Here is a 25,708-nt window from a genome sequence, read left to right as displayed (position 1 = left end):
CTACTATTACTATCTTTTAGGCACGGATTACGGAATATACGTTTTTTATTAATCAAAGAACCGTGAAATCCGCGAAATCCGTGCCTAAATAGTTTTATATGAAGAGCTTGTTTTACTTCCGATGCAACCTCATCTGTTATCTATAGAAACCATAAATCTTTAAAATTGTACTATATCTTATTTACTCTCATTTAATTTCTTTTCCAACAACCGGATAAAGTAACCACCCACCACCGGTCTTCCCCAGTATTTAGTTAAAGTCCCCTTATCATAAACATTATAAGCATCCGGCATCGGTACACGTGTCTTTGTCTCATTCATAAACTGATAAAGTGGGAGAAGGAACTTACGGAACTGTACACTATCCTTATTTAATGCAGCAATCCACACCATCCATTCTGCCTTTACATTGTTGGTTCCACTATCTAAGGGACAACCGTAAGCACTCAGCTTAGTAGCATAGAAAGCGGTTTCACGTTCGATAACTTTATCAGGAAAAACATTCAATCCCAGCAACTGGTCCCAAATAAGATTATACTTCTGTCCCCAACTATCCAACTGATCAAAAGCCAGTCGATAATGATCTCCATTAAAAGCTAACTCTTCCCATTTCTTAGCCATCTCCTTAGCTGCCGTTGCATATTTTTCGGATTCTTCCTGTTTGTTCAACATCCTCGCCAGTAAAGCATACGAAGCAACTCCCAAAATTCCTTTCGCAGACAAGTTAGCATTATGAGGGCAGCGACCATCAAAACTACCTGCATTGATTTGATCTCCCGTATCTGTCCCATTTTCCAATAGATAGCCAGCCCATTTTGATAAAGTTTCCCAATGTTTTTCAGCGTAAGACGCATCTTGCTCAACTTTAGCCATTGCAGCAATCATAATCAACATATTTCCAGCCTCTTCAACGGGAAGATCAGCCCCTTTGGTAGGTCCATTAACAAAAGGATATCCTCCTAAATTATGAGCTGGAAAGGGTTTATTCCATTTTCCACTCTCACTAAAATAAAAGAAAGGATTAAGCATTGCTTTCAACACATCCGAATTATAATAAAGAAATAAAGGTGAAGCCGCATAATACTCATCTATCGAACCAACCAATGGAGTGAAATAAAGCAATTCGTTATCCGAAGTTTCAGATACCTGAAAAGAGGCTACTGTCTGGTGATAAGCCAAGGCACAAAGTTCAGCATATTCTTTTCCTCCCGCAGAGTAAGCATCAATCATCATCTGACGGTCAAAAGCATAACATTTCGCCATCACCTCTTTATAATCCTTTTCCGCTTCATCAAACAGTTTTTCAATACCCTTTGCTCCATCTTTATTCCAATAAGGTTGTAAATCCTCTCCGAAATAAGCCATCGTACACAGTCCGTCAAAAGACACAATCAAGTGTTGCGGAAGTTCACTACCTACTTCCAAATCTTGTGCGATTGCTGCATAACGTTTTTCATCCGATTTACGTGTCTCCTTTAAGTTACCCTCCTTCATAAAGTGTGCCCGCATTTCAGCAGCATCTCCTTGTGCATACGTTACATCATTTTTTGCAACCAAATATAAATATCCCCATCCGGGTGCATCTTTCTCCTTATCTACCCACAACTCCTGATTCTCCCGACCGGTTTTCATCAAAACAAGTCCATCTTTCTCATACATTTGTGTAGACTGCCCTGCACGAAATGCTTTATGTGGATCCAATTCAAAATAAATAGCCACATTGTGTTCTTTACCGTCCAATGCCTTAGCTTGATAAGAAATATAATTGACGGGACGACTAAGAACTTCCAGATCATTCAACAGATATGGAGCTGTAAAAGTGAGTTTCAACTCTACATCACCGCATTCAAATGTATAATGGGTTTGAGTAGCTTGCACATCTACAGACTTTTGTTTAGCCAGTTTAGGCTCAGCATACAATCCAAAGTCTGCACAAGCACTCCCACCCCGGTTCTCACAACGGGCAGCAATCACAGCCTTCCCGTCTCTCATCGTTTCAACAATTGAATCTGGTATATCAGTACACACATCACTCTTCGCTTTAAACCCAGTGCTGACAAATTCTTTTCCATTGATATACAACCCAACAGCATCATTATGTGAATAATGAGCACAAAGCTGTTTGTTTTTTATCAGCAAAGAGTCAAAAGTTACTTTCCTCCTTACCCACAATTTCGAAGTATTCCAAGGCGTATGGACATCCTGTCCCCCTTCTGTTCCAAACACTGCCTTTCCTACTGTCCATGCGCTATCGTTAAAATTCATCATTGCCCAATTTCCCTCTGGTTGTTCAGTAGTATATCTTCCTTCCCATTCACCCATAGGGGCAATCCTTTCTATAAGGATTCCCGGTTCTTCTGCAAACAACCCAAAATCAAGCAATGCACTCTTCATTTTGTTCTCACAATGTGCGGCAATCAAAGCTTTCCCCTCTTTCATCGTAACCAGAATAGAATCCGGCACTTCTATTTTAAGATTCGCCCCAATTCCATCTTTCGTACTGACTAAATGTTTGCCATTAATGTACAACTGGAGACCGTCGTCATGAGAGTAGCGCAAATAAATTTTTCTATGTTCAAGCAAATAAGGGTCTACCTCCACCTCTCTTCGTACCCATAAATCAGACGAGAGCCATTGTGTTTTCACCTCCCGTTTATCCTTTGTTCCAAAAGCTCCTTCTCCAACCTGCCAGTATTTGTCATCATAATCGGGTTGTTCCCAACCTTTATTCGGCATAAGACTAGTGAATTTACCTTCCCATCTTTCGCCGTCGAAAGCCATTGGTGCAATTGCCTGCATGGGTAACTCCCTGCTTCCCATAAAACGATATATGATCCCATCTACCCGTAAAAAGCCGGTAAACGGCAATGTTTTTCCATTTGTAAAAGAGATATTTTTCTCCGTCAATTTATCCGCACAAGACCACATACGCACTTGTGGATGAAGTGATAATATTGGATTTGATGGTGCGCGAAGTTCATTCTTTATAGTCTCATCAGAGTATTTCGTACTTCCCGTACATGCCACTACTGAAAAGATGAACAGCAGATAAATAAGATATTTTGCCATGATTATCTTGTTAATTGATTCAACTTTATTTCATTATTGAGAAAGCACTATTATAACATCTCATAATTAGCTATAAATGCTCCCTACTTACACATTTATCAAACTAAAAAAATTAAGGTAAGAAACTTCTCTTTTCTAACTCTTCTCTAACCATATTTCTAACATATTCAGTCTCTAGCGAATTAATCTTATTTTTTTGATTTAAAATACGATATGCAATAGAAAGCATATCTTTCTCCTGATGGAGTTCCTTATACAGATTCATCAATAAATATAAAGGATATATCTTATGAGGAATTCGGTAATAAGCCTTATAAAACATCTGTTCAGCCAATTGAGACTTCCCTAGCTGTTGATAATTTTTCCCTAACACATTCAAAAACATAGGATCTCCACTATGCTTAAGTCCTTCTTGTAATATTAGATTACTTTCTTTATACCGTTTGATATTTGATAAACATTGTCCATATTCAAATAAAAATGCAGCATCAGATTTTAAATATGGATATAATGCTGTATAATTGTGAGTTATCTCACTATATTGCTCGGCATCAAAATACGGTTTTAGCAGAGTCCATTGCTCATATGCAGTTTTAGCACTTCCTAAATGTCCGAATGAAAAACATACTTTCCAAAAAACCACCAATAAAGAAAACAATATAAATCCAGACCTTAGAATCATATTCCTTAAACAAGCTTTTTCAGTTGGAAATAACATAACTATAATTATAATACATGAAGATAATAGACATGTATATATATTCCGAAAAGGATAAGAAAAAAATGCGACTATTAATAAGCTGATAAACATTCCTATAAGTGGCATTCGGTATTGAAAATTTATACGTGACAAATTATAAAACGAATAACTAATTACAAAAATAAGTATCAATAGTCCTTTTATGCCATATTCCACTATTATCTGTAGATATTCATTATATGCAAAATCTGGTGCTCCTGCGATATATTTTTCATGTTCTGTGCCTTTATGATCACGAAAATATTTTTCTTGCGCATCTCCATATGCACTGGAAAAATATCCACTCCCCACTCCACTTACAAAATTCTCTTTTATAATAGAATATGAAACTTTCCAAATCAGAAGTCTACCATCCGCAGAGTTTTTCTTAAGACCATATAAAAAACACACAAATATGCCTAATGAACAAATAAATACAGTTATAGTCCCTTTTCCTATTACAAAGTGCTTATACATTGCAATATATATGCACGTCATTATTCCACAACTAACTAATGCTGCTATCCATGCAGTCCTACTCATACTAAATGGAAGTACAAGAAAAGACAATAAAACATAAACAATTGACAATACAGTAATCAACCTATATTGATAGTTCTCAACAAGAAAAGATTTTATTCGTAAAATATAAAACCATGCAACAGGAATAATCATTACAATGAAAACAGAATAAAGTCCCGGATTATTAAATGTTCCACAAATGGTTTGATAAGACCAGTCATTAAAGAAAGCATTTACACATTGCCAAGACCCAATTCCAAGTTCCCAAATGCCTAGTAATAGAAATAATAGAAAAACAAATTGCATAGTATATTTCTATTACTTATCAATTGAAAAAGCAAATGCCCTCTCCAACTGATCACAATACTTTCTTCCTTCTACTTCATATTGAAAAGTACCTGCATAAGATCCTTGCAAACGATTTAAATTCTTTTGATAAACCAGTCCGATTCCTCCTTGAAATTTACAACACGATCCATTTGGTAGAATTTCAGACTTAATAATATAAACCTCTTTCTTTTGAGAATTATAAATATACCAAACTGTGCAAACTAGTTCTACACTGTTTGAGTTTACACTTTGATAAACACTAGCTTTCCGTTTACACAATTGAATATTTTCATCTATTTGATTCAGTTCACATAACTTCCACTGAAGAGTTGTATCAATAGGATTTTCTTTTGCAAAAGAAAATCCTGTACCAACTCGATGTGAAAATTCCCCTTTTTCTATTCCTTCACATATTTTTTTAAGTCCATCATAGATCTCTTGTTTCCGTTCAGGAGAAAGATCTGTTTTCAGAATAGAATAATCTATGTGAAATACACGACTCATAGTTTTCCATATTTCATATTCTTTTGGTGTAACTTTTTCTTTTACCCATTCAGGTACTGAGTCTAATGGAGCCCTATCACTAAAAGGGGTCTGAGCATTACCTGCTAATGATAATAACAAAGTAAATACAATTATTATATTTTTAATTTTCATATTTCGTAATTAATTATAAACATACATTATCATTAAATAAAAAATCCTTTATCCATTAAATAAAAAACTATGCTATGGGAAGAATCATAACAATAAATATAGAATATAGCCTTCTGGACTCTCAAATATCAAGCCAATCGTTTAATGAGAACAATCATTGAGAATTACATCTATAGATTGCATGGACCCTATTCCAATCTCTCAAATTCCTAATAAAATGAATAAAAGAAAAACAATCGGTATTATTTATTACTCGACTGAGGTGAAAAAGCAAAACTCTTGTTTAAATTTTGAAAATGCTCCTTATTCCATTTATCATAATATTGAAAGGTTCCTGCGCAAGATCCTTCGAATTGATTTAATTCTTTTTGATAAGAAAATACTACTGAGCCCTGAAATCTAGCCAAAGGCTCAACCGGTAAAACATCGTATTTAATAATATAAGCATCTTTCTTTAATGAATTATAAATATACCAAATTTCACAACTCAATTGCACTTTTTCCAAGTCTTCAACTTGATAAATAACTGCATTTCGTTTGCAAAATTGAATATTATCATCTATTTGAAACAATACATCAAATTTCCAGTTGAGAGTAGTATCCACATCAGCTACTATTGATATAGTAAATTGTTCACCTTTACTATTAGAATATTCTCCACTCTTTATTGAATTACATATTTGTCTAAGATTATCATAAAGACGTAATCTTTTTCCCGAGGATATGTCTTGTTTCAAAAAAGAATAATCTATTCGAAAAACACTACTCATTATTTTCCATAAATTATACTCTTCTACAGTAACTTTATTCTTTACCCATTCAGGAATTGAATCTAAAGGAGTATATATTTCTTGGGATTGCAATAATTGAGAATTAAATATTACCCAAAGTAACACAATTAAATATTTCTTCATTTCGACCAAATTAAACAAAAATAATTACAGCTATTTCATCACACAATTAAACTTCAAAAAATATAAAAGCTACAGGCTACTCAAATATTTATTTTACCTAAAAAATCGCCCCTATAGTCACAGACTTATTATAAAATTTAACAATCTTTTTATTCTCATTTTGTGTTACATAATACGTTAAAGTGCCTGAACCTTCAACTACAATTGCTGTAGTTCCTTTATTTGCTGTACAATCACCATTGAATGAAACAGCTTGTAATCCAGACGCAAAAGCATGAGGGGACTCTACACTTATTATCTCTCTTTTTTTCACATCAACACAATATATAATTGTTACAAGAACCTCAGCATCAATATTACTTGATACAGAATACAAACGCGATGGTCCTCCAACATGGTTTCGTTGATTGTCACTTTCACCATTACTTAGCCTTTCAACTTTACAAGTATTTATAGACTTAGCCAAATCATGAATAATAAAATATCCAGCATTATTCTTTGTTTTACCATCCTTTATATTTTGGACTAAGGGTCTTATAATACTATAAACAGAATCTTTTTGCCTTTGAGAAAGTTCTTCCTCTAGAACCGAATAATTAATTTCATACTTAGAACTCATAATCTTCCAAAGTTCATATTCTTCTAGAGTTACCTTTTTTTTCACCCATTCCGGTACAGTATCTAATGGCATATACAATGCTTTAGCTTCTAAAGCACTTCTCATTTTCAACTCCGAAATACTCTTTTCATTAGCTTCCAAACCCTCTGAATCAGAGACAAAATCATAATTTTGTTCACAAGCAACAAGAGCAACTAGTATTCCTACAAGGAATAAAGTGAATTTTAACTTTTTCATTTCTACTTTTATTTAGTTAAACAATAATTTTATTATAAACTTCATTATTTCCAAACCTGCTTTCCATCTTTATACGTAAAAATCCTTTCCTGCGTACCACGAGAATAATTTTTCAATAGTAGTAAAGCATTAACAGGAACATCTTTATAGACCAAAGTATCCGCTTTGGAAATTTGCACGCCAAAAGAATTCCACTTATCTCTTCCAGTACAGCAGAATAATTCGTATTCATCTCCCGGACGTATATAATTATCATAACTACGAGGTGTATAAACAATCTTTCCTATCCTCTTAGGACTACCTAAGTCCAAGCCAGCCCATCCACCGGTAGCTGCCAAACAATCGAAAGATGTCTCTATACTACCATCGAATGCATTAGGATATTCATGTGAACCATCTTTTTGATAACAACCGGGAGTACCGATCGCTCTTCCTTTCAACAGTACAGTATCAGAAACTGCATAAAAAGTAATTTCAGCCACATTACAATGTGCATCCTTAGGACCAACATAACGAACATAGCGATAAGGTTTCATAGAACTAAGATAAACAACTGTTTGCAGCCGTCTCGGTTTATGCCCTATCATATGTATTACTTCCTTCTGCCGGAAAGCCGGATCATTACTCACTTCAAAGGTTCCTCCAAGCATACGGTTCTGAAATTTTTCTTCCGACTGCAAAGAATATTTGGAAAACAGCGTAACATCCTGTACACTATCCAATGGAGTAAAGAAATGAAACTCATTAGAAATAGTCACTTCAAACGGATCAGTCCAGAAACGGAGATGTCCTTGCTCGTAAGTAGCTACCCGCATCACAGGACCTTTCTGTATATCTGCAAAAACCAAATTCTGTCCATCAAACTCAGCCCATGCTACAACTTCCCAACTCATACCACTGCTGGCACAGAGATAAGCTATTCGTGAACGTGGTTTCCCCTTGTAAAGTGAAGAAATGGGAATCTTCAATTCTTTTTTATAACTTTTAGCATACCAAGCTGTAACATCGATTATATGAGGGTTCTCGAAAAAAGGAGCAACAACTGTATCAAGTTTCTGCATTTTCTTCTGCATATCATTGTTAAGACTGAAAGTATTACGATAAACTTTGATCTTTGATGAATCATAGAGTTTATTTCGTCGAACTTCTTTCAAAGCATCCAGAAATTCCTGATAATATAAATCGCCATATTTCCCAGTAAATGACACCCATTGATGTCCATCATTCCCGTCACCATGAATCGGCATAAAATCTATAGCACATGGAATTCCTAGTGCACGACAAACATATACAACATAGTCAGAAAGTTCACGGCAACTTCCCGTTCTATTTTGAGCAACTTCGGGTCCAACATGAGGAAGTCCCGAAGGACCAGTAGTAGTAAAAAACTTCTGTCTTTTACGCAAAGAATCAAGTAAGCAACGAGCAGCAACAGCGGGATCTTCTTTATCAAGTACATTAGACATTCGTAATGAATCAAGCAAAGAATTATATTCCCGATAAATACCTTCACGCCACTCGCACAAAGTTTCATCAGCAATACGATAAGGGAGAACATATTCACAAAAATCTGTAAATGATACATTCTTTCCCCATGGTTGTTCTTTCCAAACCTTGAATGCCCATTCGATACTTTTACATAAATATGCAGAATCCACTGTCTCAATATCCTTATAACTCCGCAAAGAATCTAAATGAAATGGTCCGTACTTAGAATAGATTAAATCGACAACAGCCTGTGGAGTAATATTTGCCTCACGGGTTTCACGCAATAATGAATAATAAGTAAGATACTGTTCTAACTGTTCTCCTCTATAATAAGTATAATAAGGCATATTTTCTATCAAGAAACAGGCTGCCTGATATTTTAAACTATCTGCCGGATGTAACTGATAATGAGACAATACCTTTTCAAGTTCTGATCTATTTCCTCCCGCTTCTTGAAGAGCTGCTTCTAATAAAGAAACTACAGTTTCCTCATTTTCTTTCTCAGAACAAGAAAAAAAATATAAATTACCAAATGCGATAAACAAAAAAATACAGATCCACTTTATTAGTATTTTCATTATTATACTCAACTTTTTACAAAAACTACATATACTATTTTTTACAAATGTATAAAACATATTACTAATACACAAGGCTTTGTTACATATAATCACTTACAACATACTGATTATAAGTCCAATTCAAAATTAAAGATACTATTTTAAAGTAAATTTGTAACAATTCAAATAGATTTCAGAAGGATACAAAATTGCTACTTTACACAGCGAGACAATTTCTCCTCTGTTTTTAACAGAATCCGTAGACCCTCTTTTTATGTTTTACGGCATATTTAATATATTTTCGCATATGTCTCTTCTGTTTTTACCAACTCCCCTTTATATTTGATTCAAATATGAAACATTATTTCAAATATGAAAAACATGATTCCAAATATGAAAAAGCCAAAAGAGAATTATAAGGTCCCGAACTTGGAAAAAGGGATTGCCATACTTGAATACCTGTCTCTTTGCCCCCAAGGAGAAACGTTACAAGAGATTAAGTCAATTCTTTCTATATCCCAAACCACGGCTTATCGTATTTTGAGTACATTGACACGGTTGGATTATCTGATTTATCATGAAGATACAAAACGCTACAAACTATCCCGGAAGTTATTAACATTGGGATTTCGTTCATTGAACGAACATAATTTACTGGAAACGGTTTTGCCACGCTTACGAGATTTGAGGGATGAAGTACAGGAGACATCCTGCTTTGGAGTATTAGGAGAGAAAAAAGGAATTTTCATCGAACAAGCACAGGGAAACCATACATTTCGTTTTGTACTGTCACCAGGTAAATCTTTCGACTTGCATTGCTCAGCTCCGGGAAAAGCAATCATGGCCTATCTGCCAAATAATGTCCGGGACCGTTATTTATCACATATGGAATTTACTAGTTACAATGACCGGACTATCACATCTCTCGAAGCATATTTAGAAGAATTGGAAACGGTACGCAAACGTGGATATGCCATTGACAATGAAGAAGAATTGAATGGAGTTATTTGTATCGGTTGCCCGATTTTCAATTATATGGGCTATCCTTGCGGAGCAATCTGGATTTCGGGTCCTAAAGACCGGTTATCGAAAGAAGTGATTCGTACTTCAGCAGCCAGTATAAAGAAGATTGCATTGGAAATTTCAGTGGAGTTGGGATATAGTAAACGATAAAACAAGATATTACTATGAGAATAAATCAGCAAGATATAGTAAGATGTCTATGGGCGATTTGCTTAATCTACTGCAATATAGTTATTGTTTCAGCAGATAACTCACCTCTCTTTCCCACAAGTATTGCCATAAGTGCAAAAGGAGAAATCCTAATTTCAGAGAAAGGGGTAAAAAGAATAGATGTTCTCTCTCCTGATGGAAAAACATTATTGCGTTCTATCCCGGTAGATGATATGCCAACGGGTATTTTACCAGATGGAAATAAAATGTACGTGACGACTTTTGGAGCTACCGGACGTTTACAGATCTTCTCTTTAGAATCGGGAAAAGCAGAAAAGTCAATTATAACCGGTTCGGGAGCTTGTCATCCGTTGTTTAGTTCGGACAAAAAACACGTTTATGTATGTAACCAATTCCAAAATACAGTATCTAAAATTGACCCTGAAAAGGGAGAAGTGGTAGCTACAGTAAATGTGCTGCGAGAACCAAAATCTGCCGTACTTAGCAAAGACGGCAGATACCTGTTTGTGACAAATTTTCTGCCGGCACAACGAGCCGATCTCGATCATGTTACAGCTTGTGTTTCAGTGATAAAAGCAGATGATTTCACCAAAGTTAAAGATATCCGGTTGGCAAATGGTAGCAACGCTTTACGTGACATTTGTATCACACCCGATGGAAAATACATATATGTCTCCCACAATCTGGGACATTTTACGGTGCCTACTTCTCAATTGCAACAGGGATGGATGAATACAAGCGCTTTCAGTGTTATTGATGTTGCCAAACAAAAATTTCTAGGTGCAGTAGTCGTGGATGAACCCGAACGTGGAGCAGCCGGTATCTGGAGTATTGCCTGCAATGATCAATCCATCTACATTTCCCATTCCGGTACACACGAAGTTAGTATCATCGACCACAAAGCAATGTTGAATAAATTCTTCAATTATCAAGATAAATCAGCATTAGATTATGATTTAACTTTCCTTTATGGGATACGTAAGCGTATTCTTTTAAATGGAAACGGACCACGCAATATGATTCTAACAAATACCAAACTGATTGTTCCCACCTATTTTGCGGATATTCTGAATATCATGGATATTCGCACACAACAAATCACAACTGTGGAACTGAATCCGGGACGCCAAGAGAGTTTGGAGAATAAAGGAGAACGTTATTTCAACGATGCTTCACATTGTTTTCAGAACTGGCAAAGTTGTAATGGTTGTCACCCGGGAGATGCCCGTACAGATGGTATGAACTGGGATTTAATGAATGACGGAGTAGGTAATGCTAAAAATTGCAAGAGTTTATTATTCAGTCATGTGACACCTCCTAATATGATTTCAGGTATTCGTGAACACGCGGAGCGTGCCGTAAGAGCAGGTTTTAACTTTATCCAGTTTTATGATATTTCGGAAGAAGACGCAGTTTGTGTCGATGCCTATTTGAAGTCACTTCGTCCTGTTCTGAGTCCATATTTGGTTAATGGAGAACTGTCGGAAAAAGCAAAGACCGGAAAGAAAGTATTTGACCGGTTACAATGTGGCGAATGTCATAGCGGACCTTTTTATACAGATATGAAAATGCACCGGATCGGTGAGGATATCGAGTTTGAGAAAGGTTGGGATACTCCTACTTTGCGGGAAGTCTGGCGTACAGCTCCTTACCTTTTTGACGGACGGGCTGCAACAATGAAGGAAGTCTTTGAAATACACAAACATGGCATTCCTAAAAAGGTATCGGAAAAGGATATAGAAGCATTGACTGAATATGTAAACTCATTATAACAAATTAATCAATAACTAAAATTTTAAACACAAAAGAATATGAAGTATTTTAAGAAGTATACGAACGCTGATTTTTATAAAGACGGAAAGTTTCAACAAGACGTAGCTATAAAAGCAATGAAAGAGATGTTTGCATTTTATGAAATTCCTTTCACAGAATTAATGGCTAAAGACTTGTGGGTAACAGATTTCCGTTTGGGCGATTTTGAAAACGTAGGAATGGGAGGAATTTTCTGGGTAAATGATGCCGAATATAAATACTTTGCTCATGCCATTTATTTATTACCAGGACAGATGATACCCGAACACGCACACGTTGCTACCAATTTTCCTGCTAAACATGAATCGTGGATGGTAGAAAAAGGTTGGGTCTACAATTTTTCTGAAATAGGAGATGAAACGAGCAAAGCTCCAGCCATTCCCACCAGTCATGGTCCTATCAAAAGTAAAAACTATGTGATTCAGAGAGTGGGAGATGTACTTCGATTGAAAGAATTGGGAACTTTTCATTTTATGATGGCAGGACCTGAAGGTGCTGTTGTGAGTGAGTGGGCTTGCTACCACGATAATGATGGCCTGCGCTTCACTAATCCGATAGCTGCTTTATAACAAGACGTATTACTTTATCATTTGCTACATGAACAGATTTTATATATTATCATTTCTTTTGCTTCTTTCTTCGGTAGGATTTGCCAGTCCCACACAGAAGAAAGTTGAAACATGGGTTGAAGCTTCTGTAAGAACGAAAGCAGAGATACAAACAATGCTTAAAAAGCGTGGAATGCCTGTCACTTCGGCCTGGATGAAACACCGGAGTAAAGCTGAACCTTTCACGGTAGATTTGAAAGGAGTTGATAAGCTGGTACTTGTTACTTCCGGCGGAACCGACGGAACGAGTTACGATCATGCTGTCTGGGCAAATGCACGACTTATAAAAGCAAATGGTACATCCGTCTGGCTAGATGAACTTTCATATGAATACAGCATCACCGGCTGGGGAGGTCCTAAGGTGAATAAGAATATATATGATAATGACATTATGATCGCTGGTAAGAAATATCCGCATGGCGTACTTTGCCATGCGGATGGAATATTAGTTTATCCGATCAAGGGAGAATACGTCCGGTTTGAAGCTGAAGTCGGTATTGATGATGCATCAGTAAATGGAAGTGCCTATTTCTCTGCATTGAATATTGCACCCAACTTTGTCATTAAAGAATTGGCGACAAAATACCCTTACGAAATGGCATTGTTCTCGACTACTGTAGAAAATCTGGAGAATTGGATCATAACTCCGGATGCATCTATTGAACAAAAAGCAGTAGAAAAGATAACTTCGAAATTGAAGAATAAAGTTTATTATACAAATGTAGCCAAGCAAATAGCGAATGAGAAAGATATAAATGTACAGATACGTAAATATCTGGAGTTGTTGGAGAAGGTCCAAGAAGTATATACACTCCAAAGTGAGTTGGAGTGGCTGAATATAAATGCAATTCAAGCTGCTTTTAATGATATGAAAAAGCAAACAGGATATAATGTCAGCAAGTATGAACCCTTGTTGGAAGAATTAATCCGGCTGGAAAAGAAAGGTTTTGAAGGTATTTACTCCGGAGATGAACAAGCAACAACCGATGCGCATAAAGCATTAAGCTACAAACAGGATATCTTATTGGGTAATACTTTATTGGACGTTAATAAAATAGTTGCCGCACGTTTTAAATTAGGAATGAATGCCCGCCAGGCAATGGCTCCAGAGTTAGGAACCCAAGCTAATAATTGGAGTAATCAAGAGTCTGCCCGTCGAGAAGGTTTTGATGCTGAAATTGTCGAACTTTCCAATTTACGCGGAGATATCGAAATGCGTCGAATTTATAAACCATCAAACGGTTCTTCTATTTCCGATCTCAAGCTTCATTGGGAAGGAGACAGAGTCATGTTTTCCCAGTTGCAAAGTGATAAACGGTGGAATGTATTTGAAGCGAAGTTGGATGGTTCCGGTTGCAAACCTCTTTTAGAAAATGAAGAACCGGATCTGGAATTTTATGACGGGACTTATTTACCCGATGGTCGCATTGTAGCCGTCTCCAATATCGGCTATCAGGGAGTGCCCTGTGTTAATGGATCCGATGCAGTAGGTAATATGGTGCTTTACAATCCGAAAGATAAAACGATGCGTCGTTTAACCTTCGATCAGGATGCCAACTGGAATCCGGCTATCATGAATAACGGTCGTATCATGTACACTCGTTGGGAATATACAGACCTGACACATTATTATTCCCGTATCGTAATGCACATGAATCCGGATGGAACAGAAAATAAAGCACTTTATGGCAGTGGGTCCATGTTTCCGAACAGTACTTTTGATATGCAGCCCTTACCGGGGTATGGTTCAGCATTTGTAGGAATCATATCCGGTCATCACGGCATAGCTCGTTCCGGGCGTTTGATATTATTCGACCCTACAAAAGGACGAAAAGGAGTATCGGGTATGATACAAGAGATTCCTCATCGGAATCGTCCAATTCAGGAATTAATAAAAGATGAACTCGTAAATGATGTCTGGCCTCAATTCATTAAGCCGACTCCCTTGAATGATAAATATTTTCTGGTTGCTGCAAAGTTATCTCCCAATTCATTATGGGGAATTTATCTGGTAGACATTTATGATAACGTAACCTGCCTGATGCAAGCAGAAGGAGAAGGTTATATCAGTCCGATTCTGGTACGCAAGACAAAAACTCCTCCTGCAATTCCCGACCGGGTAAAGTTGGATGATAAAGAAGCCACCTTTTTTATACAAGATATTTATGAAGGTGAGGGATTAAGAGGCATTCCTCGGGGAACAGTTAAATCTCTCCGTCTGCATGCTTACGAATATGCTTATGTCAATACTAAATCAGACCATAACTGGCAGGGCATTCAGTCCGGATGGGATATTAAACGATTGTTGGGTACCGTTCCGGTAGAAGAAGACGGTTCTGTGATCTTTAAGGTTCCCGCCAATACCCCGATTTCTATACAGCCTTTAGATAAAGAAGGAGTAGCTATTCAGTGGATGCGTAGTTGGGTAACCGGGCAACCGGGTGAGATTGTGTCTTGCGTGGGCTGTCATGAAAATCAGAACCAAATTGCAATTCCCAAGCGTGTAATAGCATCACAAAAAGCTCCGGCTTCGCTGACTCCTCCGGAAGGAGGAAAGCGTTCTTTCACGTTCGATCTGGAAGTGCAACCTATTCTGGACAGAGCGTGTATTGCCTGTCATAACGGGGAAGGGAAGGCTTTCGATTTGCGCGGAGGAAAAAAAGACGAGCAAGCTTACGGAACTTCTTACCTGAATCTGCATCCATATGTACATCGTCAGGGAGGTGAAGGAGATATGGTAGTGTTGCAACCTTATGAATATCATCCTAATACAAGTGAACTGGTTCGCCTCTTGAAAAAGGGACATTACAATGTAAAACTGACAGATAAGGAGTGGAAAACACTTTATAACTGGATTGATTATAACGCTCCGGATAAAGGATATTTTAATGCAAACGTATTGAATTATTTCCCATATAAAGGATTTGACCAAGTAAAGCGCCGTATGGAACTGAATAATAAATATGCCGGTGGTTCTGGGGTAGACTGGAAAAAAGAAATAACCGAATATGCTGAATATTTAAAGAAACAAGGAACGATAACTCCTGTAATACCTGAAAAAGAAACAGTCCGGGAAGTAAAGGAAATTAAAGTCAAAAGCTGGCCTTTTGATGTCAATACGATAAAAAGTATGTTAGCAGACGAAAAAGAGATACGTAAGGTTGTTGAAATAGCCCCCGGAGTAAAAGTTGTTTTCATCCGTATTCCTGCTGGTGAGTTCGTGATGGGGAGCAAGAATGGTGAATCGGATGCTCGTCCTACCTGCAAAGTGAAAATAAAGAAAGCATTTTGGATGGCAGAGCTGGAAACGACCAACGAACAATTCAATGTCATTTTTCCGGAACACGATAGCCGTTTTGTCGATCAACAGTGGAAAGACCATGTAGTTCAAGGATATCCGGCAAATAAACCGGAACAACCTGTAATTCGTGTTAGCTATAACGATGCGATGGAATATTGCCAAAAGTTAAGTGAAAAAACCGGCTTGAATATTACACTCCCTACCGAAGCACAATGGGAATGGGCTTGTCGTGCCGGAAGTGATAATGATTTCTGGTATGGAGACTTACACACTGATTTTAGCAAAAAAGAAAATATGGCGGACAAGACAACATTATTACTTGCAGTCTCGGGCATAGATCCGCAACCTATGTCCAAGTCTGATTATTGGTATAAATATTACACTTTCTTACCGAAAGAAGAAAGTGTTGATGATGGAAATCTGGTTCAGGTGGGTGGAAAAGTCTACGAAGCAAATCCATTCGGTTTGTATTGTATGCATGGAAATGTAGCCGAATGGACTCGTTCCGACTATTTGCCTTATCCATACAAAGAAAAGTCCCAACCGACTTCTGAATACAAAACAGTACGTGGGGGCTCGTACATCGAACGCCCGAAGTTCTCCACTTCATATTCACGTAAAGGCTATTATCCGTATCAACGGGTATTTAACGTTGGCTTTCGTATGATTATTGAAGATAAGTAAATAAGGAAGGATTAATATATCAATGAGTTTATATTAGAGATATATTGATATTTACATGATTTAGGCACGGATTGCACAGATTTCACGGTTTCAGTTATATAAAAGAACCGTATTTTCCGCGTAATCCGTGCCTAAAATATAATAATTCGTAATTTCTAATTAATTACTCTTCATACATCTTTTCAATCATATCTTTATAATTAACAGCTACAACAGAACGTTTTAATTTTAAGGTATTGGTCAGTTCTCCACGTTCCATACTAAACGGTTCGGGAAGCAAAGTAAAACGTTTAATCTGTTCATAATGGGCAAATTGCTGTTGCAAAGTCTCAATTCGTGCACGGAACAAGCCTTGTATTTTAGGATGGAGCAAAAGCTCATTCATATCCTTAAATTCAATCCCCTTTTCCTTTGCATACTCTTTTACGAAGCCATATACGGGCACGATCAATGCAGAAACAAACTTACGTTGGTCAGCGATAATTGCTATCTGGTCAATATAACGGTCGATAACCAACTTTGTCTCCAAAGCTTGCGGAGCAACATACTTACCGTTGGAAGTCTTAAACAAATCCTTGATACGTTCCGTCAGATACAATTGTCCATTTTTAAAATAACCGGCATCTCCCGTATGGAACCAGCCATCAGTATCAATGGCTTCAGCAGTTGCTTCCGCTTTTTTGTAATACCCTTTAGTGATACTTTTACCACGAAGCAATATTTCATCATTGTCTCCGATCTTCACTTCCACTCCTGGCAATACTACACCTACCGAACCGATATCATAACCGATCGGCAATGCGCACGACACAGTAGCAGTAGATTCAGTCAATCCATACCCCACTATCATATTGATTCCCACAGAATGCACAAATTCGTTGATTTCGTCGGGAACAGCCGCTCCTGCGGTTGGAAAGAAGTTACCATTCTCAATACCGATTGTCTTTTTCAATAAAGAGTAAATCGTTTTTTCATAAAACTTATATTTAAGCTGATTCATAATCGGAGGAGTCTTGCCCAGACGCAGATAATCCAGATTATGAACTTTACCTACTTTAATAGCATCCAACATCAATGCTTTTTTCACACCTGTAGTCTCATTTATCTTCTCTTGTACCCCTGCGTACACCTTCTCCCAAAAACGGGGAACACTGCACATAAGCGTCGGACGAATTTCTTTGATCGTAGTCTGAATATCAGCAGGGCGAAGATTAATACAGATCTGCACCCCTTTATGAATGCAGAAGTAACACCATGTCTTTTCAAAAACGTGTGTCAATGGAAGGAAACTCATCGACACATCTTTATCCGACATGGTAGTCAAGCGTTCGTCATGAGTTTGAAACTGTTCCAGATAACAGGAATGATGAAGCATTACTCCTTTCGGCTCTCCGGTAGTTCCGGAAGTATAAAGAATATTCGCCAGGTCATCATAAGAAGCACGTGCTGTCCGTTCTTCCACAATTTCATTATGGGTAAACCCTTCGCCCATAGCCATAAACTCATCAAAATATATAGAAGATACATCGCGCGGATCTTTTACTACGGATCGGTCGAAAATTATCAGTTGTTTCAAGGATGAGCAGAAACCGAAGATACTGAAAGCTGAATCATACTGATACTGTTCTCCGACAAAAAGATAGCGGATTTGCGAATCATTGATAATGTATTGTGCTTGTGCAGGAGAACTGGTTGCATAAAAAGGAATAGCCACAGCCCGGTTTGCAAAAGCTCCGAAATCTACATAAAACCATTCGGGCATATTTTGTGAAAAAACACCAATGTTTTCTTGTTCTTCAACTTCCAATGCAACAAATGCATTTGCTGCTTGCTTTACAGTTTGAGAAAACTGGTTCCAAGTGATTGGAAGCCATTGTGCTGTCTCGTAGTCCCGGTATTTCAGTGCCACTCTGTCGCCATACTTTTCAGCCTGACGATGTACCAAGACAGATAAATGATGATAAGTCATACTCTTTGTATTAGTAAATATGCTACAAAGGTATTAGTTTTATTTGAAACAATTGCGCAAAACGACTATCTTTGTGCAATATAATGTTCTATCTAAAATCAATCTACACAATGAACTATGATATTTCGTCTATGACCGTAGAGGCTATAAGCCTTCTCAAATCACTAATCAGTATTCCTTCACTCAGCCGGGAAGAAAGCCAAGCCGCTGATTTTCTACAAAGTTACATTGAAGCCGAAGGGATGCAGGCAGGACGTAAAGGTAACAATATTTGGTGTCTCAGTCCAATGTTCGACCTGAAGAAACCCACTATCCTGCTCAATTCTCATATCGACACCGTAAAACCTGTAAACGGCTGGCGCAAAGATCCATTCACTCCACGCGAAGAAAATGGGAAACTATACGGATTGGGAAGCAATGATGCCGGAGCAAGTGTAGTGTCTCTATTACAGGTGTTCCTGCAACTATGTCGTACCTCACAAAGCTATAACCTGATTTATCTGGCTTCCTGTGAAGAGGAAGTGTCCGGTAAAGATGGCATCGAAAGTGTATTGCCGGGACTCCCTCCAATCAACTTTGCAATTGTCGGTGAACCGACGGAAATGCAACCTGCCATTGCCGAAAAAGGATTGATGGTAATGGATGTTACTGCGACCGGAAAAGCAGGACACGCCGCGCGTAATGAAGGTGACAATGCAATCTATAAAGTGTTGGATGATATCAAATGGTTCCGTGATTATCAATTCGAAAAAGAATCTCCCCTATTGGGCCCCGTAAAGATGAGCGTCACAGTCATTAATGCCGGTACACAACACAATGTAGTTCCTGATAAATGTACCTTCATTGTCGATATCCGTAGCAATGAGCTTTACTCCAATGAAGAATTATTTGAGCAAATCAAGAAAAACATCTCTTGTGAAGCCAAAGCACGTTCTTTCCGCCTCAACTCTTCACGAATTGACGAACAACATCCTTTTGTGCAAAAAGCAGTGAAGCAGGGACGTGTGCCGTTTGGTTCCCCTACCCTGTCCGACCAAGCATTAATGCCCTTTCCATCGGTAAAAATCGGTCCTGGACGTTCCTCTCGTTCGCATACAGCCGAAGAATATATTATGCTGAAAGAAATAGAAGAAGCAATCGGAATCTATCTTGAATTACTTGACGGACTAAAGTTATAAATCTACCGGACAAAAAACAGGAATTACCAGATTCCTACTACCGGTTACAATCAGAAAAGCCGTGTACAAATGCCCTGCCATGCAATTTGTACACGGTTAAGATATTGGTTTTTACATTCTCACACTCTATATTTGCCCAATAATAAGATCAATTAAATTATGGGATTTATTTATTGTACTTTTATCATACTATTTGCATTCTTCGTCAATAGAAGAGTTATACAACGTGCTTTGGCAAAATCAGAACGTGCAGCCCAATCTGTAGCGTTTGATGCTTATATGAATTCTCTCCGTGAGAAGAGCAATAGTATTATAGACAAAAATGAAATAGATCAGTTACTTCATTCTGCATCAAGATTAACAAAAGGCAACTGGAACCATCTGGAAATATACATAAACCAGTCTCAAGATTACTTTGCCGCAAAATTACGCCAAAACTACTCTTCACTTACTGAAGACGATATCCATATCATTTTATTAATGAGAATGGGGTTGGATCATAAAGAGATTTCAATATTCTGTAATATATTACTTAGTTCATTGCGAACAAGACGTAGTCGCCTAAAAAAGAAAATGAGGGTGAATTGCGACTCTATCTCAGAATTCATTAGAGAACTTTATAAAAACTAACAAGATATACTTTCAAAATACCATAAAAAAACAAATATGAAAAGTTTCTTTTTATTTATGTCAATGCTCATAATAGAAGTTGGCGGAATGTTGCTCATACAGTTTCTTTGTCCCATAAATATGTATATTACAAATTTTGCTATTGCAGGAATTTTATTACTTGCAATCTTTTTACTATATATGTACATTATAGACAAAACACTCATTCCCAAAATAAAAAAAGTTCTTTTGATTACCTTTATGACGATTATAACTACGGTCCTTTTCTACTTAGTTTTTAAGTATGCAGTAAAAAGAGAACTAAATACATTTGCTGTATTATATTTCGCAACAACATCAATGGTTGCCAATTTTTTTCATAAATACATTTATGCACCCAAAAAATAAAATCATATATGAATGCCTAAACCTGGAAGAAAAGAAATGAAGAGTAAAAAACTAAATCTGAAATTGTTATTTAAACTGAAGAAATAGAATATAACAGAACTGCTTCCAGTTTTATATGAAAAGTGCAAAATAAAAAGGCTGGCAGGAACTACAACTGTGAAAAATACCCTTCTCGACGGACAGAGATAAGCAAATGACTTACGACTCCAATTCGAAAAGAAAGAAAAATCTCACAACATTGAACATGTCTCCCCCATGTTGTTCCTGCCAAACCTTAATATCAAACATATATTATACAATATATTTTCTACTATCAAGAAGTGAGTGCCTTTTTTATTTCAAGCCATTCTACAAATAACTTGATTTGGAACTGACAAAATAACGATGAATCAGCACGATCAATGCTCTCATCTAGTTATTTTAATCTTTTGCAAAGATAGGGCTGTTTTTTCTACCAAACAAGATACTGTTACAACACATATCCCAATACATATCTGATTATAAACAAATTAGCAAACAAACAATTTACGCTTTAAACTATATTGTAACATTCAAAAAGCATCCTCAGTTTACCTTTGAACAAATATTGTTATTTTTGAGTAATTATTTCCATTAGAAATCTGTTCGCGCCTTGTTTTAATAGCCAAATAAAAATAGAAGTCATAAACAAATATATTAAATACCCATTTATGACTCTCTGCAAAAGTTCTTATTTTATAGGCTATGTACTAAACTTCTAGTAGAACCGGTAGATACTCCCAAATTGGTAAAGCCAGTTCCTCCCATTCCAATAATACAAAAAGAAGATAAGTATATAGATATCCCCATGCGAATTAATGGAACTTTAAACGAACCATATGATCTGTGTTCGAAAAATATTACTGTCTTTTATTGGTAAAATTCCGGCTATTTATAATCGTTTTACCGCCTGTGCGCAACCCCGAGGTAATAGGATCGACAGGAATACCATCATTCGGTATGATACCCAGAGAGCGGTATTTCTTCCCTTTATAGCTCCAATCCATTTCCAGATAACCGTCGCCAATTCCGACATTTTTGTAGAGCCGTTTTTTGAGCATCGCAATAGAATCTTCGGTGAGTTTACCCCCATCCACCATCTGGCGGACTGTAACTATTTCAAAATTGGGATATATTTTCTGTTGAATCTTAATATCGGTATCCGTAAACGTTGTGTCACTTATAACCAAGTCTGACAACACCGAAACGAAAGGTGCCTTGTCAGAATAGATAGCCTCTATCACTCGGGACTTATTCTTTTCAGACTTTATTTCACCTTTGTAAGTGTAGTTCACCAGCTTCAAATGATTTAAATCGCCCACGCAATTTGAAGTCCAATCATTCAAATATTCCAGAAATTTCTGGCAAGTAGTCTGTGAGTTTTGTGTATGACTTACGGGTACAAACAGGAACAAACTCGCCAAAAGAAATATGGATATAGTGGAAACATCTTTCTTATTCATATTTATCATGTTTATTAATATTAAAAAGCTTTTTTAAAAACAAGAGTGCAACATAACACATTAAATGTCGGTTTATTAATTGAGTATCATTTGCAAATTTACACTTATATAACATAAGTTATGAGTAGTTATTCCAATAACCGAATAAAATACCCTCCCACTACCGAACGTCCACGAAAGTCCACCACCGTAGCACGGTCCGTATTGATTAAATCTGCCATCGGAACACGATCCCCGGTCTCATTCATAAACTTGTGGAGCGGCAAAATAAACTTGCGGAAGGTCATACGATCCCTACTCATAGCACCGGTCCATACTGTCCAATCAGTTTTCGTATAACTATGTCTGCTATCCAATGGACAGCCAAACTCATTCATCTTAGTAAGATAGAAATTCACATCCTTACGAGTAACCCTTTCCGGGAAAACATTCAAGTCAAGCAATCTATCCCACACTAAATTATACTTCATCCCCCAACTATCCGGTTGATCAAAAGCCAATCGGTAATGATCTCCGTCAAAAACGGCAACCTCCCACTCTTTGGCCATTCCATGAGCTAAATCCATGTACTTTATTGCTTCTTCTTTTTTATTCAGCATTTCAGCCAATTTTGCATAAGAGGCAATACCTAAAATAACCTTAACCGATAGATTTGCATGATGATCACACCTTCCGGCGAAATTATCCGTTGTCAATTGATCTTCCGTATCCGGCCCGGTTTCCCATAAATACTCAACCCACTGTGTCAGAGTATTCCAATGTTTTTCTGCATAAGAGGCATTCTTCTCCATTATTGCAATAGCAGCAGTCATTATCAGTCCGTTTCCCGCTTCTTCAGCAGGCATATCACCACCGATTGTTTGTCCGTTCACTATCGGGTAACCACCCAAATCATGTACAGGATACGGTTTTCCCCATTTCCCACTTTCACTATAATAAAAGAAAGGATTCAACATTGCTTCCACTAACTTCGGATTGTAATGAAGAAATAGCGGAGAAGCCGGATAATACTCGTCCAACGGACCAACCTGAGGAGTGAAATAAAGCAATTCACCTTCCGATGACTCCGACATCTGAAAAGCAGAAACTGACTGTCTATAAGCCAAAGCGCACAGTTCAGCATATTCTTTTCCACCTGCAAGGTAAGCATCCGTCATCAATTGACGGTCAAACGCATAACACCTTGCCATTACTTCTTTATACTCTTTTTCGGCTTCCTCATATACATCTTCGATAGTCTTTTCTCCATCCTTATTCCAATAAGGACGTAAGTCCTCACCAAAATAAGCCATTGTGTACAGACCGTCGAAAGCCGCAGTCAGATGCTGAGGGAAATTGCTATTCACATCCAACTTCTGTGCGAATGCGGCATAACGTTTTTCATTCGATTTTCTCATCTGTTTCAGATCACCTTCCTTCATAAAGCAAGCACGCATCTCAGCAGCATCTCCCTGTGCACAAGTGACATTATCCTTTGTTCCCAAATAGAAATATCCCCATGCACGATCTTCTCTATCCTTATCGACCCATAGTTTCTGATTCTCTTTTCCGGTTTTCATCAATACCAATCCATCTTTTTCATACATCTGTGTAGATTGTCCGGCATCAAATGCTTCGTGCGGATCCATTTCAAAATAGATGGCAACATCGTGTTCTTTATCATCCAGTGCCTTCACCTGATAAGAGATGTAATTGACCGGACGAGCAAGTGTCTCTAAATCATCCAGTAAATAAGGAGCGGTAAAACTAAGTTTCAGCTCCACATCTCCACATCCAAAAGTATAGTGCGTCTGGGTAGCTTGTACATCTACCGTTTTTTGTCTGGCTTCCTTCAATTCGGCATACAAACCGAAATCTACCAATGCACCTCCCATCCGATTCTCACAATGGACGGCAATCACCGCCTTCCCGTCTTTCATGGTTTCAGCTATCGAATCCGGAATATCCACTCGCAGGTCACTCTTCCATTCATATCCGGTACTGACCAATCGCTTGCCATTGACGTACAACTGGAATACATCATCATGAGAATAGCGTAAATAGAGCTGTTTATTCTTTACTAGTGCCGGATCGAACGTAAGCGTTCTCCTTACCCAAATATTGGGTGAAAACCATGAAGTATGAACATTCCGCTGGTCATCTGTGCCGAAAGCTGCCTGTCCTTCAGTCCACGCAGCATCATCAAAGTCTGCTGCTTCACATTTTTCTTTAGGTTGTTCCATTGTATATTTTCCGGTCCATTCCTTTTCATAAGAAATCGGAGCCAACGTTTCCACAGGAATAGTCGATTCTTCGGCAAAAAGTCCGAAGTCTACCAGTCCTCCCCCCTCACGATTCTCACAATGAACCGCAATTACAGCCTTCCCACCTTTCATGGTTTGCAAAATAGAGTCAGGAACTTCCACTTTAAAATTCGCTCCCCAATTATATCCGGTGCTTACCAATTGTTTTCCATTGATGTATAATTGAAATACATCATCGTGGGAATAACGCAAATAAATCTTCTTATGCTCCAACAAAAACGGGTCTACATTTACTTCTCTGCGTACCCAAATATCTGATGAAACCCATTGTGTCTTTGCCTCCCACATACCGGGAGTGCCGAATGCACCTTGAGCTACCTGCCAACGCTTATCATCGAATCCGGGCTGTTCCCAACCATCATCAGGAATCAGACAGGTAAATTTTCCTTCCCATTTTTCATGATCGAGTGCCATCGGAGCAATAGCTTGCATCGGTAATTCTTTGCTTCCCATAAACCGATACATTACACCGTCTACCCGCAAAAATCCAATAAAAGGAAACTGTTTGCTTCCGCCAAAAGTTACATTCTGTTTATTCAATTGATCTGTCATAGACCAAAGTTTCATCTGCGGATGCAAGGTCAGTAGTGGATAAGCCGGTGCACGAAGGTCGCTTTTCGTTGTTTCATCGGAGTAAGGTGTGTTTTTACAAGCCACTAAGAGGATGCAAAATAAACAAATAGTAATGTATCTCTTCATATAAACAATGAGTTATAATTTAATTAATCGATATCAGATATTTGATCAATCATAGTGTTATACAAAAAATTAATAATACGAAATAGACAAACTTTATAAAAGTCTCAATATAAGAAACAAAATTATATTTTATTTTTTTTATCCATATCCCATTTAGAAATGTTCCAATACCTAGAAGTGCACACACTCCCATAAGCAAAAAAATTCCTAACCTAGTCCAATAAAGATGGGTCACAATATTCTCACCTCTATAAATATATACAGCTAACAAGAGAATCGCAACTATATATGCCAGATCAAAAAAAACATTACTTTTAATTTCCATAA

Annotated in this window: 14 protein-coding genes and 1 pseudogene; 6 read left to right on the top strand and 9 right to left on the bottom strand. The window is 37.5% G+C overall.

The genetic code is table 11. The features are described 5' to 3' along the window. Positions 1-177: 177 nt before the first annotated feature. The 6 genes from PHO71_RS10620 to PHO71_RS10595 all read right to left on the bottom strand — a co-directional run bounded on the left by PHO71_RS10620 (position 178) and on the right by PHO71_RS10595 (position 9,153). On the bottom strand, positions 178-3,069 hold the full coding sequence (locus PHO71_RS10620) for a glutaminase family protein (RefSeq protein WP_300202848.1): 2,892 nt from the start codon (positions 3,067-3,069) through the stop codon (positions 178-180). A 112-nt stretch (positions 3,070-3,181) separates the two neighbouring features. Further along, the gene (locus PHO71_RS10615; RefSeq protein WP_300202846.1) at positions 3,182-4,636 is read right to left on the bottom strand and encodes an O-antigen ligase family protein; all 1,455 of its coding nucleotides are present in this window, start codon (positions 4,634-4,636) and stop codon (positions 3,182-3,184) included. A 12-nt stretch (positions 4,637-4,648) separates the two neighbouring features. Continuing rightward, a complete protein-coding gene (locus PHO71_RS10610) occupies positions 4,649-5,317 on the bottom strand; it encodes a hypothetical protein (protein ID WP_300202844.1) in 669 nt (222 codons plus the stop codon). Positions 5,318-5,559: 242 nt separating this feature from the next. Next, on the bottom strand, positions 5,560-6,231 hold the full coding sequence (locus tag PHO71_RS10605; RefSeq protein WP_300202841.1) for a hypothetical protein: 672 nt from the start codon (positions 6,229-6,231) through the stop codon (positions 5,560-5,562). Between the two features lie 97 nt (positions 6,232-6,328). Then, complete coding sequence (locus tag PHO71_RS10600; RefSeq protein ID WP_300202839.1) at positions 6,329-7,087, bottom strand: hypothetical protein; 759 nt, start codon at positions 7,085-7,087, stop codon at positions 6,329-6,331. Positions 7,088-7,131: 44 nt separating this feature from the next. Beyond that, positions 7,132-9,153 carry a transglutaminase domain-containing protein gene (locus tag PHO71_RS10595; RefSeq protein ID WP_300202837.1) on the bottom strand — a complete coding sequence of 674 codons (2,022 nt, stop codon included), beginning with the start codon at positions 9,151-9,153 and terminating at the stop codon, positions 7,132-7,134. 354 nt (positions 9,154-9,507) lie between these two features. Between PHO71_RS10595 and PHO71_RS10590 the strand changes: the two genes are divergently transcribed. The 4 genes and pseudogenes from PHO71_RS10590 (at position 9,508) to PHO71_RS10575 (ending at position 16,734) form a co-directional block, all read left to right on the top strand. After that, on the top strand, positions 9,508-10,308 hold the full coding sequence (locus PHO71_RS10590) for an IclR family transcriptional regulator (protein ID WP_300202835.1): 801 nt from the start codon (positions 9,508-9,510) through the stop codon (positions 10,306-10,308). 14 nt (positions 10,309-10,322) lie between these two features. Then, positions 10,323-12,101 (top strand): cytochrome D1 domain-containing protein, encoded by a 1,779-nt coding sequence (locus tag PHO71_RS10585; protein ID WP_300202832.1) that lies wholly within the window; start codon positions 10,323-10,325, stop codon positions 12,099-12,101. Positions 12,102-12,140: 39 nt separating this feature from the next. Beyond that, positions 12,141-12,710: pseudogene (locus PHO71_RS10580) on the top strand (hypothetical protein); the annotation flags it as partial. Between the two features lie 28 nt (positions 12,711-12,738). After that, positions 12,739-16,734 (top strand): SUMF1/EgtB/PvdO family nonheme iron enzyme, encoded by a 3,996-nt coding sequence (locus PHO71_RS10575; protein ID WP_300202829.1) that lies wholly within the window; start codon positions 12,739-12,741, stop codon positions 16,732-16,734. A gap of 163 nt (positions 16,735-16,897) precedes the next feature. Here PHO71_RS10575 and PHO71_RS10570 read toward each other — a convergent pair whose 3' ends face one another. Further along, complete coding sequence (locus PHO71_RS10570; RefSeq protein WP_300202826.1) at positions 16,898-18,703, bottom strand: long-chain fatty acid--CoA ligase; 1,806 nt, start codon at positions 18,701-18,703, stop codon at positions 16,898-16,900. 110 nt (positions 18,704-18,813) lie between these two features. Between PHO71_RS10570 and PHO71_RS10565 the strand changes: the two genes are divergently transcribed. Further along, the gene (locus PHO71_RS10565; protein WP_300202823.1) at positions 18,814-19,881 is read left to right on the top strand and encodes a M20 family metallo-hydrolase; all 1,068 of its coding nucleotides are present in this window, start codon (positions 18,814-18,816) and stop codon (positions 19,879-19,881) included. A gap of 159 nt (positions 19,882-20,040) precedes the next feature. Beyond that, complete coding sequence (locus PHO71_RS10560; protein ID WP_300202820.1) at positions 20,041-20,511, top strand: hypothetical protein; 471 nt, start codon at positions 20,041-20,043, stop codon at positions 20,509-20,511. Positions 20,512-21,776: 1,265 nt separating this feature from the next. On the opposite strand, the gene PHO71_RS10555 is transcribed toward PHO71_RS10560, so the two are convergent. Continuing rightward, positions 21,777-22,379 carry a hypothetical protein gene (locus PHO71_RS10555; RefSeq protein ID WP_300202818.1) on the bottom strand — a complete coding sequence of 201 codons (603 nt, stop codon included), beginning with the start codon at positions 22,377-22,379 and terminating at the stop codon, positions 21,777-21,779. A 128-nt stretch (positions 22,380-22,507) separates the two neighbouring features. Continuing rightward, positions 22,508-25,381, bottom strand: coding sequence for a glutaminase family protein (locus PHO71_RS10550; protein WP_300202815.1), 2,874 nt, complete (start codon positions 25,379-25,381; stop codon positions 22,508-22,510). Positions 25,382-25,708 lie beyond the last annotated feature (327 nt).

The sequence above is a fragment of the Bacteroides sp. genome (genome assembly GCF_028690125.1).
Lineage (GTDB): Bacteria > Bacteroidota > Bacteroidia > Bacteroidales > Bacteroidaceae > Bacteroides.
Note: the sequence above shows the minus strand (reverse complement) of the source record. Positions and strands in the feature narration are given on the sequence as shown.